This window comes from Balneicella halophila (assembly GCF_003096835.1).
GTDB lineage: Bacteria > Bacteroidota > Bacteroidia > Bacteroidales > Balneicellaceae > Balneicella > Balneicella halophila.
This window is the reverse complement of sequence record NZ_QENZ01000005.1, coordinates 168186-183471: the sequence shown is the minus strand read 5'-3', so window position 1 is coordinate 183471 and position 15286 is coordinate 168186. Positions and strand designations below refer to the sequence as shown.

Below are 15286 nucleotides of genomic sequence, written 5' to 3'. Positions count from 1 at the left end.
AATGGCAAATATATTTACAGAAACACTACAAGGAAAAGTAACAGATAGACCACCTGTATGGTTTAAAAGACAGGCAGGACGGATTTTGCCTTCTTATATGAAGTTGCGAGATCAGTATGGTTTTAAGCATATGATGGATACCCCTGAATTAGCTGCAGAAGTTACGTTGTTGCCTATTTACGATTTAGGTGTAGATGCCGCTATCTTATTTTCAGATATATTGGTTGTACCTGAGGCGTTAGGCATGAATTTAACTTTTGACCCGAAGCCCTCATTTCATCCTGCTCTGAAGGATGTAGAAAATCCTATGGATTTGCTGGAAAGACAACCAGAAAAATTAGAGCATATTTACGAAGCCATAAAGATTATAAAAAAAGACAAACCGGATAATGTTGATTTAATTGGATTTTGCGGCGCTCCATTAACTACGCTTTGTTATATGTATCAAGGCTTTAGTAAAAAACAAAATTTCCCAGCACTAGTTCCTGCATTGTATCAAAATAAAAAAGAACTAAAGAACGTTATCGAAGAGATAACAGAAATGGCTATCCACTATGCAAAAGAGCAAGTACGAGCAGGTATACAAGCCTTTGAATTGTTCGATACTCATGCTGGTATAATTCCTTTAGAGCTTTATAAAGAGTTATTTCTTCCAGCTGTAAAAAGAATAACCAATGCCGTGCGAAGTACTAACACAGCTGTAATCTATTTCCCCATGGGAATAGGAACCGGTCTTTCTTTGATGAATTATGATGTTGCTGATTGTATTAGTATTGACTGGCAAACATCATTGTTTGATGTGAGGAAATTTGTGGGAGAGGAGGTTGTGTTGCAAGGAAATATAGACCCTCGGTTACTTTTGACGGATAAAAAAACGATTGAAAAAGAATTTCAACCTTATTTAAAATTTGGTCGCAAGGAGAAGAAATGGATTATTAACTTAGGACATGGCATGATTCCTGAAATCCCTGCTGAAAATGCAAAATTCTTAGTCGATTTAATTAAAAAATCTGATTGGCAACGATAATTCTTTGGGAATAATGAATTTAGAGAAACAAATATTTGAAGTTAATGCAACAAATTTCGAGCGTTTAGCTTTAGAAGTATTTCGTTTTCAATATCAGCACGGCTCTGTTTATCGTGAATACGTGGATAGTTTGGGAGTAAAATCGGAAGATGTTCAGCATCTTTCAGAAATTCCTTTTCTTCCTATTGAGTTTTTTAAATCGCAACGCATTCTTGCTCCTGAAGCTCCTGTTCAACAGACTTTTGAGAGTAGCGGAACGACAGGCTCTATCAATAGTAAGCATTATATTACGAAGATCTCAATGTATGAGGAAAGTCTTTTAAAAAGTTTTGAACAAGCTTTCGGTAAGGCGTCCAACTATTGTTTCTTAGCATTATTACCTAATTATTTGGAGCGCCAAAATTCCTCATTGGTATATATGGTCAATCGCTTGATGGAGGAGAGTAAACATCCCAATAATGGCTTCTATTTGTATAATCACGAAGAATTGTTTGAAAAACTGCAAGAATTGGAAGCACAAGGACAGCCGACTTTGTTGTTTGGGGTAAGTTTTGCTTTACTGGATTTCACGGAGAAATATCATCTCAATCTAAAACATACGAAGGTTGTTGAAACTGGCGGAATGAAGGGGAGAAGGAAGGAAATCACCCGCGAAGAATTACACTCAGAACTTTGTCAAGCTTTCGGAACTCAACAAATCCACTCAGAGTATGGCATGACAGAATTACTTTCCCAAGCCTATTCTCAAAAAGAAGGTATTTATCACTGCCAGCCATGGATGCAAGTGTATATTAGAGAAGCGAATGATCCTTTTAGCTATGTGGAAGAAGAAATAACGGGAGGAATCAATATTATTGACTTAGCGAATCTCTTTAGTTGCTCATTTATTGAAACAAAGGATCTGGGGCGTCGCTATGACGATGGAAGTTTTTCTGTATTAGGTCGGTTTGACACCTCTGATATTCGTGGGTGCAACCTGATGGCATAACGAAAAGCTAGTAAAGTATTTGGAGAAAAATACTATGCCTTTGGCACACACTTTGCATCATTCCGTATGTTATTCATAATAACAGTAAAGTTTGAAAACAATTTAAATTTAAAAAATTAAGATTATGAAAAAGATTTTTTTAGTAGTAGTTGCTGTTGCATTTTTTGCAACTCAAGGAATTGCTCAAGACTTTAATTTTGGTGTTAAAGGTGGAGTTAACTTTACGAATTTGACTGGTGATGACGTAGATGCCGATATGAAAACAAAATTCAATCTTGGTGTGTTAGCTGAATTCATGGTTAACGAACAGTTCTCAATCCAGCCAGAGGTGTTGTATTCTGCACAAGGAGCTGATGAAGACAATACAGAATTAACTTTAGATTATATAACTGTTCCAGTTATGTTTAAATACTATGTAGCTCCAGGTTTTTCATTACAGGCTGGACCACAAGTAGGATTTTTAGTAAATGACGACTACGAAGCTAGTTTAGGTGATGTTTCTGTAAGTCCAGATACTGACGATGTATTTAAAACGGTTGATTTCGGCTTGAATTTTGGATTAGGCTATAAATTTTACAATAATATTTTCGTTGATGCTCGTTACAACCTTGGTTTAACTGAGGTGTTTGATGAAGGTGACGTTGACGCTAAAAACAGTGTTATCCAATTTTCTGTTGGTTATATGTTCTAAGAGAAATAGATCAATAAACGTTGATGAAAAGCGGTGCTATTGTAGCACCGCTTTTTTATTTGAATAAAATCTCGTGTACCTTGTTGCAAAATAGCTTTCAAAATCGTCTTAAAGATATATGACCAGAAAAGAGTACGCAAAATACTTGTTGCCTGCAGTTGATAATGTGCTTCCAATGGCATGTCGGATGTTAGGCTGTACATCTAAGGCAGAAGATGTTGTACAAGAAGTTATGCTTTCACTGTGGGAAAGGCGGAAAGAAGTGCATATAAAAACAAGCTACAAAGCTTTCCTATACCAAAGCGTGAGAAATAAATGTTTGGATACATTAAAACAGAATAACAAACTGAATTTTGAAATCAATAAAGAATATAGAGATATAGCAACCTCCACTACTGATGATTTTGATACCAGAGATTGGATTACGAAGTGCATTAGGACACTCCTCGAATTACAGCAAAAGGTAATAAATATGCGGGAAATTGATGGCTTAGAATTTTATGAGATTAGCGAACTGCTGGAATTGAAAGAAGCACATGTGAGAGTATTATTATCAAGAGCTAAAAAAACATTGCAAGAAATACTACCTAAAGGACTGAAATAATGAAATCAAAAAAAAATACAGAAAAACAACTTTCGGACTATTTCGAAAAGGAAAAAAGAAGTTCAGATAGTGATAAACTAAAAGCTAGAATAGCATCACAAACCATACAAAAAAGGAATTTTACTTTAAGAAAGTTGGCAATACCTATTGCAGCAACGGTACTTATTGCCTTGGGACTTTCTCTGTGGGCAGTACAAAATATACATCATAAAAAACAAATAGCACAGACAGAAATTCTTTACGAGGATGATGATTTTATCATCTATATGCAAGAATAATCAAAAGAAATGAGCTCAATAATTAAATATTTTACCAATTAAAATTTAAAAATAATGAAAAGAATAATAGTAAGTCTATTGACTTTTTTATTAATAACGCTATCAGCAAATGCAAAAATCAAAGTAACAGGAAAAGTAATAGACAAAGCAAACAAAGGAATTTTTGGTGCCAGTGTTACAGTTAAAAACACAACAGTGGGAACAGTGACAGACATAGAAGGAAATTATAGCATAGAAGTTCCAAAGAAAGGAGATACGCTCGTTTTTTCAATGGTAGGAGTACCTTCTGTCGAAAAAGTATGTGATGGTAAGAACCTCATAAACGTTCAGTTAAACACAATGTTTGACATTGCAAAATCTAATAAAATAATGCTTTTTGATGAGACTAATACTAAGGTTTTTGAAAAGCAAGATGTTAAATTACCTGACACCAAACTTAATTTTAAGGATTTTATGTCCCAAGCTGAGTATGATAAATTAGCTGATGGTGAATACTTTTACGTAATTAGTGTTGGCAAAAACCTACATGTAGATTATTTAACAAAAGGCACTCCAAATGGGATAAAGTTCACCATCTCGAAGATGCTCTATAAATCTAAAGATATTGCAGGAAAAAAGGTTTTTGTCGAAATAGACGATAAGAAAATCCCGGTTACAGATAATACAGAAATAAAAGGAGCGAGAATAAAATTGAATAGTAATCGTATAAAAATCATCGGTAAAATGCCTTACAGGAAAAGTGCAAGTCTAATTATTGGTGATAAAGAAATACCAATAGATGACAGGGTGGACGACTCATTGGATAATGATTTCTTAAAAATGGAGTTACATTCTCCATCAGAAAACGAAGAAACACTTATAGTGATGGAAAAAGACACAAAAAAAAAGAATCTATTTCTTAAAGGCAAGAGTGGTGCACCTCTTTATATTATAGACGGTGTGTTTGCAGACGCAACGGTGCTAAAGGAAATTTCTCCGGATTCCATACGAAATATCACAATATTGAAGGATAAAGCAGCTATAACTCTTTACGGAGAAAAAGCTAAAAATGGCGTCATCTTAATAACAACAAAAAAATAGTAGTTAATTAATCTTTCACAAAGAGAAAAAGAGCAGTAGGAAAATAATCCATACTGCTCTTTTTTATTAACATCTTCAATGAATTTCTATATCCATTTTAGGATAGGGAAATCTTGTCTGTGAGCGAGTTTTTCATTCTTGGGGAAGATGCGTAATCCATAATCATACACTCCCGGTCTGCTTAAATTGAATTGAGTAGTATAGTATGCCAAACTGCCTTCCATTCTATCAAGCTTAAGTTCTTGAACATCCTCTATTTCCATATTATCTGCACGTTTTGAATTGGTAAAGACCATCTCAACACCAATATTCTGCTCTTGCAGTTCCTTAAGGTCTAAAACTATAGTTCCTGCAAATTGTTCTCCTGAAATGTAAGGATTTAAGACAGTATCTGGAAACTCATATTTCACCACCTCAATTTTATCCCAACCGTTTTGAATCTTCTTTTTCCAAGCCGCTAAATCTTCAGCTTGCTTAAAGTTGTCAGCACGCATTTCTGAAGCACGTATGTGCAACTTTTTATAGAATTTGTTGTTATAATCATCTATCATTCGTTTGGTCGTAAACTCCGGAGCTATTTCTGCAAATGATTTCTTAATGTATTGAATCCAGCCATGAGGGATATGATTTTCATCTCTATCATAAAACAATGGTATCACCTCATTCTCGAGTTTGTGATAAATAGTGGCGGCATCCAATTTATCTTGCATAAACTGCTCCTCGTAAGTTCGTTCCTCCGGAAGTGCCCAGCCTGCACCTTCTTTATAACCTTCTACCCACCAGCCATCAAGCACACTAAAGTTAAGCGCACCATTCATCTCAGCCTTTTGCCCGCTGGTACCACTCGCTTCTAATGGTCGGGTAGGGTTATTGAGCCAAACATCTACGCCACTGATGAGATGCTTTGCCAAATCCATATCATAGTTTTCTAAGAATAGAATCTTACCAACGAATTCAGGCTTTCTAGATATTTCTACAATATTTTTGATTAAATCCTGTCCCGCTTTATCAGCAGGGTGTGCTTTCCCGGCAAAAAGAATCTGAACAGGGCGGTCAGGCGCATTTAATAGTCGATTAAGCCGATCTAAATCTGTGAACAATAAGTGTGCTCTTTTGTAAGTAGCAAATCTACGAGCAAAACCTAAGGTAAGCGTCTTGTCACTTAGATTTTCCTGAATATCGACTAATGTACTTGGGTCTTCATGGCGTCTAATCCAGTTCTTCACTATTTTTCTCTTAATAAAATCAATCAGATTTTTACGTAGCGAATTACGAACCTCCCAAATTTCTGCATCATCTAAATTATATATTCTACTCCATATTTCTTTATTGGATAAATCATGAATGTATTCTTCTCCTAAGATTCTTTTATGAATATCTTTCCATTCTTTAGCTGTCCAAGTAGAATAATGGACACCATTGGTTACGTGCCCTAATGCTAACTCATTGGAAGCGAAACCTGGCCATAGATGTGCAAACATCTCGCGACTCACTTTTCCATGCAACTTACTTACTCCATTGATTTCTGAGGAGGTTTTTGCAGCAAAGACACTCATGCTAAACTTTTCTCCACTATCAGACGGATTGAATCGACCTAAGCCAAGAAATGCTTCCCAAGAAATATTAAGGCGCTCTGGCATGTGACGCAGATACGTGCGAATAAAGTCTTCAGAAAATGAATCATGCCCTGCAGGTACTGGAGTATGTGTGGTAAATAGAGACGCTGCTCTCACAACTTCGAGTGCTTCATCAAATGAAAGATTATATTGCTCCATATTGTACGTCAAACGCTCTAAGTTTGCAAATGCCGCATGTCCTTCGTTCAGGTGGTAAATGTTTGTCTTTACATTTAGCTCACGCAGCAATTTCATTCCACCCATACCTAAGACTAACTCTTGTTTGATGCGGTTTTCCCAGTCTCCACCATAGAGTTTATAAGAAATTGATCGGTCTTCAACGGTATTAAAATGTGTATCGGTATCCAAAAGATATAAATCAACACGACCAACCTGCACTTGCCATATTCTAAAATACACATCACGACCGGGGAAACTCACTGATAGACGTAAAGGTTCACCTGTATTATCTCTTAGCATCTTTGCGGGCAGTTCGCTAAAAACCTGCGATTCATATTCTGAAATTTGATATCCTTCTGCAGAGAGGCGTTGTGTAAAGTAACCATAGCGATACATAAATCCTACAGCAACCAAAGGCTGATTGGTATCACTTGCTGCTTTCAAATAATCACCAGCTAAAATACCTAAACCCCCAGAATAGATTTTAAGTAAATTAGTCAAACCATATTCCATACTAAAGTAACCAATATGGTTAGCATCAGGTGCAGGTTTTGAGGACATATATTCCTTAAAATCATTATAAACTCGGTCAAGTTTATTAATGTACTCTTCATTTCTGCCTATTTCTGCCAAACGCTCAGTATCAGCCATTCTAAGGATCGCCAGGGGGTTTTTCTTGCAATCTACCCATCCGTCAGGGTCTATTTCTTCAAAAAGTTCTTGAGCTTCATCATTCCATACCCACCATAGGTTCATGGATAATTCCTCTAGTTTATCTAAATTGTCTGGTAAATCAGACTGTACAATTAATTTCTTCCAGTTAGGTGTGTTCTCTATTTCCATTTCTTTTATAATTCGACTTTCTTTTTTCTTTTTTGTATCTATAATTGTTGAAATTCTATCTTCAACTTTACTTATAGCAATGCTGTATGCCTGTTTATAGTTGTCAAAGAAATTCTCCCAAAGTGCTTTTTCTGCAACTTTAAAAGCGCTATTTCTTGCTTGCTCATAAGTTTCGTTAGAATATGATGCATAACTAGCTATTTCATCAGCTAGTTGTTGTTCTGCTTGTTTATAATTCTCATCATTACGCTCGATTACTTTTATACCATCTATCAACTGATTCGCAGTATTCTCTTTTGACCAAACTCCAAATCCGGCAAGAGATGAGGTAAGCGTAGGAACACCATAAGCCACACTCTCTAATGGAGTATAGCCCCATGGTTCATAGTAGGAGGGGAAGAGCGTAAGATCAAATCCTGCTAACAAATCATAATACTCTTGATTGAAGATACCATCGTTACCGTCCAAATAGACTGGGGCGAAAATGATTTTCACTTTATCTTCCTCGGCATTATAAAATTGATGATAAGCTAATGAGTTTAGAATTTTATCATTAGCCTCATCCATCAGGTGATGTGTCAGCATTTTATTATAAATTTCCACATCTTCTCCAGCCAGCTTCCTTTGTAATTCTAAATTAACATTCTTTTGCCAAGCCGGTACCAGAATAAATGCTACAACTTCTTTTTCAATATTTTGCTCGCGAAGATTAGTTAGTGCATCAATAAATAAGTCGAGACCTTTGTTTCTGAACTCATAACGTCCGCTGGTTGCAATAAGAAGTGCATCGTCAGATACTGAACCCGTTAAAGCTCTAGCAACATCCTTCAGTTTTATCCTAGCGCTATCTCGTTTCCCTGCTAATTGTTGATTGTCCTCACTCCAAAATCCATTAGGTGTAATGACGTCTGGCTTTTTGCCAAGTAAAACTTTACATTCTTTCCCGGTAATGTCGCTTACAGTTGTAAAAGCATCGGAATGCTCGGCAGCTTTCTTTTCGATAGAATGTTGAGAGAAAATATTTAATTCTCGAGCTTTATTTTTCGGATGTTGTTTGTCTGCCTCTAAATAATTATAAAGTTTTTGATTGTTGCTGCAAATAGAGCGTCCTAAACTTGTAGCATGTGTTGTAAATACTGTGGCTATATGAGGTAAATATTTTTTTAAGTATAAAACACCTGAAGCCGTCATCCATTCATGAAAATGGGCAAGAATTTTATCCGTGTATGAAGTTTCAAAATCAACAAAACTCTCTATCACCTTACTCGCAGCGTATCCGAACAGTACAGATTCTACGTAATTCCAGCCACCCGTAAGTGAGTCTAAGGAGTAATCTTCCCACAATTTCGCTAAAAGATTATCTTTCTCATGAATGAAAGTGGTAAAATCAACTAAAATGACCTTTGGTTTTCCCTCGATATTCCAATAGCCTGTTCGTACACGCAGTCCTTCACTGGTTGCTTTGTGTTTCCATGCGCTATAAAGATTAGTATCTTCTATAAACTCAGGGGAAGTGTTGTCTTTTTTCCAAATATCAGGACCTATATAGACGAGATTATCTCCAATTATTTTTTGAAGGTGTGGGAGTTTACTTTTAATGACAGTATGGATACCACCCACTTTATTACAAACTTCCCAGCTTGTTTCAAAAATAAAATCTATTTCTTCGTATTGTTTCATATCGTTATCAACTTTTACAAAAATAACCCTTTAGTATAGGCTACCCTATTTTTATTAAAACTTCTCATAAAAAGTGCATGCAAACATTTCCATAAAACCTATAATGATTTTATGATTTCTTGATATTCTTTCAGTTGCTTCTCTTTATGTTTCAACTCTTCTTTCAACTCAGCAATGATATCATCTTTTTTGTTGCTTGGAGAAATCAACTTATGTACCTCTTGTGAGAAATCACTCAAGATATTCATATAATTCAGAAACGCATCGTAGGCGGATGGGTAAGGATTAAAGTATGTGTGAACATCACCATCAGTAAACCATTTTGTTGACATATAATAAAATGCATCACTAGTCTGTAAATATTCCCAATCTCTTTTCAACTTCTTATTGTCTATCTTCTTTATCAATGGAGCTAGCTGATACAATTTATCAAAAGCTTCTTTCTGCATCTCGTTTCCTAACCACGCTGAAACATCACGCTCTTCATCAGCCCATGAGGTAGGATAGGGCATAGACATAGGAGAGACGGTGTCTAAACTACTGACAGCTTCAGAAGGTGTGATGAATTTCAGCTCTTCTTCAAGAACTGCTGTCGGCAGGTGTTCTAAAAAATCAAAAATTCCTGTAGCTGCATTATGATGTTCCCCAAAGGTCTCATAATCCATAAATAGATTTACGATTTGGCTCTCTTCATTTTCATCTGAAGCAATCCATGATGCAAATTTCTTTGCCGTAAGTGGGTATTCTGTCCACGAGGTGTCTGAGAATCGGAATGCAATATCATCACTATAATTATAATTTCGCAACAAGAGTTTCAACTTTGGCTCTAAAGGATTACAATATATATAGTTAGGGCTTTTCCATCCAAGAATATGTTTTGCACCTTCTGCAAGAACTCCTTTGAATCCCATTTCAAAAATATCCTTACCCAGCATATCAGAATAAATCAACTCTGTGTTTCTAAAAACTTTAGGTTTTTTTATTCCCAGCAGGTTTTTAAGGGCTTTAGTATGCTTTTTAACTTCCTCTTTGAAAAGATCTTTATTGTGTAATGATACTAGCGAGTGTGAATAGGTCTCCGCTAAAAACTCAACACAACCAGTCTCTGCCAGTTTCTGAAAACTCTCTAGTACTTCAGGGGCATACAATTCAAATTGATCAAGAGCTGTTCCTGATATAGAGAATGTGACTTTAAACTCGCCTTTATTTTGTTCAATAAGCTTTAGTAAAAGATTATTTGCAGGCAAATAGCATTTCTCAGCTACTTTTCTCATCACACTCTCATTCAAAAAATCATCGTAGTAATAATGTTCTTTTCCCATATCGAAGAAAGAATATTTCTTGAAACGAAACGGTTGATGAACTTGAAAATATAAACATATGTTTTTCATGGAATTACAAATTTATGACTAGTCTAACTTCATTTCTCAAAAGTATGTAGTCTGTTACTTTATTTAGTTATTGGTTTTTTCTAATGTTTTAAAATAAACATCTCTCACATTTGCCGCAGAATTTTCCCATTTTAGGCTTTCCACCTCTTTACGACCAAACTCCTTAAATGTCTTTGCCATAGAAGGATAAGTAATCAATCCGTAAATAGCGTTTGCCAACGCATCGGTATCCCAATAGTTCACTTTTAAAGCATGTTTTACCACCTCTGCCACTCCTGATTGATATGAAATAATAGTAGGAACATCAGTTTGCATAGCTTCTAAGGGAGAAATCCCAAAAGGTTCTGAAACTGAGGGCATCACATATACATCACTTTGATAAAACATCTTAAAGACATCGTCACCTTTTAGAAATCCGGTAAAGTAGAATTTGTCGGTTATGCCTAAACTAGCCGCATGCCGAATCATTTTCTCCATCATATCACCACTTCCTGCCATTACAAAACGGACATTATCTGTTTTGTCTAAAACCTTTTTTGCTGCTTCTATAAAGTATGTAGGTCCTTTTTGATGCGTTATTCTACCCAAAAATGTGACGATCTTTTCGTCTAACTTAGATTCTTTTTTAATATTATCAGACAATTTCAAAGGTTCTACAGCATTATAAACCGTAGTTACCTTCTCCGGTGATATTCCATATTTATGAATAACGGTATCTCTAGTTAGGTTACTTACTGTAATAATACTGTCTGCGGCCTCCATGCCGTCTTTCTCGATTTTAAATACATCAGGATTCACATTCCCGCCACTACGATCAAAGTCTGTAGCATGCACATGAATTACTAATGGTTTTCCAGTAGCCTCCTTAGCCACTATGCCCGCGGGGTAGGTGAGCCAGTCATGCGAATGGATGATATCAAAGTCGTGCTCTTGCGCGATGTTATAAGCTACAATGCTATAGTCTGAAATTTCTTCCATCAAATTTTTCCCATATTTCCCTGTGAAATTAAAGAATGTCTTCCCCCTGGATTTTATGTGTTTGATTTGACTCTCTTCACTTTGTTCTTGAAAGGCATAATATTCATCAGGGGAAGTATAGGGAACAAGATGAGAATAGACCTGCAACTTCTTAAAGCGATTGGTATTTAATTTTGAAAAATCAATAGCAACATTCTCAGCACCTAGAAGTTCCATTCTTTTAGGTTCTTCATCTCCGTGCGTTTTGGGCACGACAAACAGTATATCCATATCTTCAAAAGTGGATAGCCCTCTAGTAAGACCATAGCAAGCGGTTCCTAAGCCTCCTGAAATATGTGGGGGAAATTCCCACCCAAACATTAGTACTTTCATATGATATTTTTATTTATTTTTATTCTTCAATCGTGTGTGTAGCCATCCACTGTTCGCGCAATCGATAAATTCTCAAGATTGCAGCTACAGAAGTTGCCATAGAAATAGCTCCTCTTGGTGTCTGTGGCGGATCTGCATCGTACATTTCATTTATCGTTCCAATTCCGTAAACAGTTACATCCTCTTCGAAATTATCAATAATCTCTTGCAAGACACCGGGAATGCTTCTATAATGCAATTTTAAATACGCCTCACAATAAAACAACAATAGCCATGGATAAACCGTACCTTGATGAGCTTTTTGCTCACGCTCGAGATGGTTCCCCTCATAGCTTTTAGAATACATATTATTTTGTGGTGACAAAGTACGAACTCCCTTAGGTGTAAGTAGTTCTTGTTTTACCAATCTTTTTATGATAAGAATATCCTCTCTCTCTAAGGGAGTATAGGGGAGGCCGATAGCTATCAGTTGGTTGGGTCTGAAGTCAAAGTTTTGATAATCATTCGTGACGTAATCTGCTAAGTAGCTATGTGATTCGTCAGAAAACGTTTTTTTGAAATTCTCTTCAATCAATTGAGCAATTGGTGCCCACTCCCTGATAAAGCTAGCATCCTTTGCTTTCTTTGCCCATTGCATTGCTGTGAAAATAGCATTGTACCATAGTGCGCAAACTTCCACCACATAGCCATGTCGTTTTACGACAGCCCTGCCATTAATATTACTATTCATCCAAGTAAGAGGCAGTTGCTCATTAGTTATATACAAAAGTCCATTATCACGATATTCTATATGTTTTAATTGATTTTCTCGGTAAGCTGTTAGTATTTGTTTTATTACTTTCCGATAATCTTTCCAAATATTAGATTTAGATTTATATTGTTCATATTGATAGAGCGAATAGAACAACCATAATGGAGCATCTACACTTACTTGCTTACTGCCCCATATCTCTCCAGTCTCGAGCTCTAGATTATCAACTAAGTTGCTAATTAAACTTTTGTAGTTGTTTTTGTCATTGTTTTCAAATAAAAGTGTAGGTGCTGCTATCAAAGTATCACGAGGGATTACATCATACCAAGGAAATCCTGCAACGAGTTCAATACTTTTGCCTTTTTTACGAATAAATTGTTGTGCTGCATTATGCAAACACTTCAAGAAACTGCCTCTGTCAACTCTCTTATTTTTAGATTCATCAAAGGATGACTCAAATTTTGAAGGCACTTTCTTTTTCAGTGAAGCAGAAAAATAAATTGTTTCTCCTGGCTCAATCGGCAATTCAAAATATCCCGGTGAAAACAAATCTTCTTTGTAAGCGTAGCCACGTTTTTGTTCTTCTATGTATTCAACATCTTTATACCACAAAGGGATAGAGACAAATTCACCTTTCTTGGAGGTCTGCATATAAAGCTCCGGATAGTTCTCATATAGCTTAGCAATAACACCATTGTTGGTCGGTTGCACTCGCGTATTCGCATGCATATTCTCTTTAGTAAGCTCGTGTATGTTTCTAAATGTAAGCATTGGTTTTAGACGTATCTTGGTTTTCGAATGTGCTTTATCTAAACTTATGCGTACTAAAACTTGTTCATTTTTTTCTACCAATATTTTACTTAATCTGAGGACAACACCACCAACGCGAAAGGTAAATAATGGGATAGTATCAACACTGAAATCTTTCAAATACTTATGTCCCTTAGGCTTATAATGATTTCCAGCATACTTATGCAATCCCAAATTAAACTCTTGTTCATGTTGAATCACAGAAATATCTAAAGAGGAGAGAAGCACGTGCATAGAGTTGTTAAATGCCTCGATAGGACTTACCAACAACCCATGGTATTTTCGAGTATTACAACCACTAACTGTAGTATTGGAATAAGATCCAGAACGGTTAGTTCGTAATAGCTCTTTCGAAGTAGAATATTGTAAATTTACTAATTCTAATTTGTCAAATTTTAAATAAGGCATATTGTAAATGTTTCAATAATATTATTAGTCCTTAAAGATAAGAAAACTTGATTGATTAGACTATTTTATACCTAAGAATATATTGTTACTTTTGCAATACTTAACCATATTTTAATAAAACTCATAAATAATGTTAAACTTAGAGCCTAAGATTCTATTTGATTATTTCCATCAAATATGCCAAATTCCAAGACCTTCAAAGAAGGAAGAGAAGATTATTCAATACTTAATTGAGTTTGGTAAAAAGCATAATATAGAGACACAAAAAGATAGTATCGGTAATGTGATAATGCGTAAGCCTGCCACGAAAGGATATGAAGATTTAACACCGGTGGTTTTACAATCTCATGTAGATATGGTTTGTGAGAAAAATGAAGGTACTGAACACGACTTTGATAAAGACCCAATTTCTACCTATGTAGATGGTGAGTGGGTAAAAGCCAAAGGAACTACTTTGGGTGCAGATAATGGGATAGGAGTGGCAGCTCAGTTGGCTGTTTTAGCAAGTGAAGATATAGCACATGGCCCTATAGAGTGTTTATTTACTGTTGATGAAGAAACAGGACTTACAGGAGCCTTTCACTTAGAACCCAACATATTAAAAGGGGAAATACTATTGAATTTAGATTCTGAAGATGATGGAGAAGCCTTTATTGGTTGTGCGGGAGGAATAGACACTGTTGCTCGTTTTCCACTTAAAACCACTACTGTAGATGAAACAAAATATTTTCCTATCAAAATAGAAGTAACCGGTTTGCTTGGTGGGCACTCAGGGGATGATATTGACAAGGGCAGGGGTAATGCCATTAAATTACTAGGCCGTTTTCTATGGGAAATCAATCAGAAATATGACATTGAAATAGTTTCTTTCAAAGGAGGGAATTTACGAAATGCCATAGCCCGTGAAGCAGAAGCAATAGTTTTATGTAATAATGAATTTAAAGAAGATATTCGTGCAGCTTTCAATGTGTATTCAGTGGAGCAAGAAAAGCTTTGGAAAAAAACAGAACCAAAAATTCATTTTGAATTAGGAAGTACTAAAATGAACACAACTGTTTGGGACAAGGAGCTAAAAAACACCTTGTTGCATACAATATATGCCTGTCCTTATGGTGTTTTCTCAATGAGTCAATCCATTGAAGGAATGGTAGAGACTTCAACAAATTTAGCAGCTATAAAACAAGAGGATAATGAAATCATCATTACGACTTCTCAACGCAGTGAAGTTGATTCTCAGAAATTTAATATGGCACAAATGGTCTCAAGCGTATTTCATCTAGCAGGTGCTGATGTAAAACATTCTGATGGATATCCTGGCTGGACGCCCAACCCGGATTCTCCAATAATGGAGGTAGCTGTTGAGAGCTATAAAAGATTGTTTGGGAAGGATTTAGTAGTTCGTTCAATTCATGCAGGGCTAGAATGCGGTCTATTTTTAGAGAAATATCCGCACTGGGATATGATTTCCATAGGTCCCGATATTAAAGGTGCACATTCACCCGATGAACGATTACACATAGAATCCACTCAGAAATTTTGGAAACATCTACTAGATATGCTAGTACATCTTCCCAAAGATAAGTAAATTG

General features: G+C 35.9%; 11 protein-coding genes. 7 read left to right on the top strand and 4 right to left on the bottom strand.

Going from position 1 to position 15286, the window contains the following annotated elements:
- The first annotated feature begins 1 nt into the window (after position 1).
- The 6 genes from hemE to C7377_RS07840 all read left to right on the top strand — a co-directional run bounded on the left by hemE (position 2) and on the right by C7377_RS07840 (position 4668).
- Positions 2 to 1027: a uroporphyrinogen decarboxylase gene (gene hemE, locus C7377_RS07865; RefSeq protein WP_116496807.1), complete on the top strand. Its 1026-nt coding sequence runs from the start codon at positions 2 to 4 to the stop codon at positions 1025 to 1027.
- A gap of 13 nt (positions 1028 to 1040) precedes the next feature.
- Positions 1041 to 2015, top strand: a complete 975-nt coding sequence (locus C7377_RS07860; protein ID WP_116496806.1) for a LuxE/PaaK family acyltransferase — start codon at positions 1041 to 1043, stop codon at positions 2013 to 2015.
- A 124-nt stretch (positions 2016 to 2139) separates the two neighbouring features.
- Entirely contained in the window at positions 2140 to 2706 is a 567-nt protein-coding gene (locus C7377_RS07855) for a porin family protein (RefSeq protein ID WP_116496805.1), read from the top strand.
- A gap of 118 nt (positions 2707 to 2824) precedes the next feature.
- Positions 2825 to 3310 carry an RNA polymerase sigma factor gene (locus tag C7377_RS07850; protein ID WP_116496804.1) on the top strand — a complete coding sequence of 162 codons (486 nt, stop codon included), beginning with the start codon at positions 2825 to 2827 and terminating at the stop codon, positions 3308 to 3310.
- Entirely contained in the window at positions 3310 to 3588 is a 279-nt protein-coding gene (locus tag C7377_RS07845; RefSeq protein ID WP_116496803.1) for a hypothetical protein, read from the top strand. The genes C7377_RS07850 and C7377_RS07845 overlap by 1 nt, the downstream gene beginning before the upstream one ends.
- A gap of 54 nt (positions 3589 to 3642) precedes the next feature.
- Positions 3643 to 4668, top strand: a complete 1026-nt coding sequence (locus C7377_RS07840) for a carboxypeptidase-like regulatory domain-containing protein (RefSeq protein ID WP_116496802.1) — start codon at positions 3643 to 3645, stop codon at positions 4666 to 4668.
- Positions 4669 to 4754: 86 nt separating this feature from the next.
- On the opposite strand, the gene glgP is transcribed toward C7377_RS07840, so the two are convergent.
- From glgP to C7377_RS07820, 4 genes are all read right to left on the bottom strand, one after another.
- A complete protein-coding gene (gene glgP, locus C7377_RS07835) occupies positions 4755 to 8987 on the bottom strand; it encodes an alpha-glucan family phosphorylase (protein ID WP_116496801.1) in 4233 nt (1410 codons plus the stop codon).
- 98 nt (positions 8988 to 9085) lie between these two features.
- On the bottom strand, positions 9086 to 10378 hold the full coding sequence (locus tag C7377_RS07830; protein ID WP_116496800.1) for a glycoside hydrolase family 57 protein: 1293 nt from the start codon (positions 10376 to 10378) through the stop codon (positions 9086 to 9088).
- A 63-nt stretch (positions 10379 to 10441) separates the two neighbouring features.
- Positions 10442 to 11728 carry a glycosyltransferase family 4 protein gene (locus tag C7377_RS07825; RefSeq protein WP_116496799.1) on the bottom strand — a complete coding sequence of 429 codons (1287 nt, stop codon included), beginning with the start codon at positions 11726 to 11728 and terminating at the stop codon, positions 10442 to 10444.
- Between the two features lie 19 nt (positions 11729 to 11747).
- The gene (locus C7377_RS07820) at positions 11748 to 13697 is read right to left on the bottom strand and encodes a glycogen debranching enzyme N-terminal domain-containing protein (protein ID WP_116496798.1); all 1950 of its coding nucleotides are present in this window, start codon (positions 13695 to 13697) and stop codon (positions 11748 to 11750) included.
- A gap of 130 nt (positions 13698 to 13827) precedes the next feature.
- Between C7377_RS07820 and C7377_RS07815 the strand changes: the two genes are divergently transcribed.
- Positions 13828 to 15282, top strand: coding sequence for an aminoacyl-histidine dipeptidase (locus C7377_RS07815; protein WP_116496797.1), 1455 nt, complete (start codon positions 13828 to 13830; stop codon positions 15280 to 15282).
- The last annotated feature ends 4 nt before the right edge of the window (positions 15283 to 15286 follow it).

What these genes read in the sequence shown, in the direction of transcription:
- hemE (WP_116496807.1), top strand. Translation starts at nt 2, where the DNA reads ATGGCAAATATATTTACAGAAACACTACAAGGAAAAGTAACAGATAGA.
- C7377_RS07850 (WP_116496804.1), top strand. Translation starts at nt 2,825, where the DNA reads ATGACCAGAAAAGAGTACGCAAAATACTTGTTGCCTGCAGTTGATAAT.
- C7377_RS07825 (WP_116496799.1), bottom strand. Translation starts at nt 11,728, where the DNA reads ATGAAAGTACTAATGTTTGGGTGGGAATTTCCCCCACATATTTCAGGA.
- C7377_RS07830 (WP_116496800.1), bottom strand. Translation starts at nt 10,378, where the DNA reads ATGAAAAACATATGTTTATATTTTCAAGTTCATCAACCGTTTCGTTTC.
- C7377_RS07840 (WP_116496802.1), top strand. Translation starts at nt 3,643, where the DNA reads ATGAAAAGAATAATAGTAAGTCTATTGACTTTTTTATTAATAACGCTA.
- C7377_RS07845 (WP_116496803.1), top strand. Translation starts at nt 3,310, where the DNA reads ATGAAATCAAAAAAAAATACAGAAAAACAACTTTCGGACTATTTCGAA.
- C7377_RS07820 (WP_116496798.1), bottom strand. Translation starts at nt 13,697, where the DNA reads ATGCCTTATTTAAAATTTGACAAATTAGAATTAGTAAATTTACAATAT.
- C7377_RS07815 (WP_116496797.1), top strand. Translation starts at nt 13,828, where the DNA reads ATGTTAAACTTAGAGCCTAAGATTCTATTTGATTATTTCCATCAAATA.
- C7377_RS07860 (WP_116496806.1), top strand. Translation starts at nt 1,041, where the DNA reads ATGAATTTAGAGAAACAAATATTTGAAGTTAATGCAACAAATTTCGAG.
- C7377_RS07855 (WP_116496805.1), top strand. Translation starts at nt 2,140, where the DNA reads ATGAAAAAGATTTTTTTAGTAGTAGTTGCTGTTGCATTTTTTGCAACT.
- glgP (WP_116496801.1), bottom strand. Translation starts at nt 8,987, where the DNA reads ATGAAACAATACGAAGAAATAGATTTTATTTTTGAAACAAGCTGGGAA.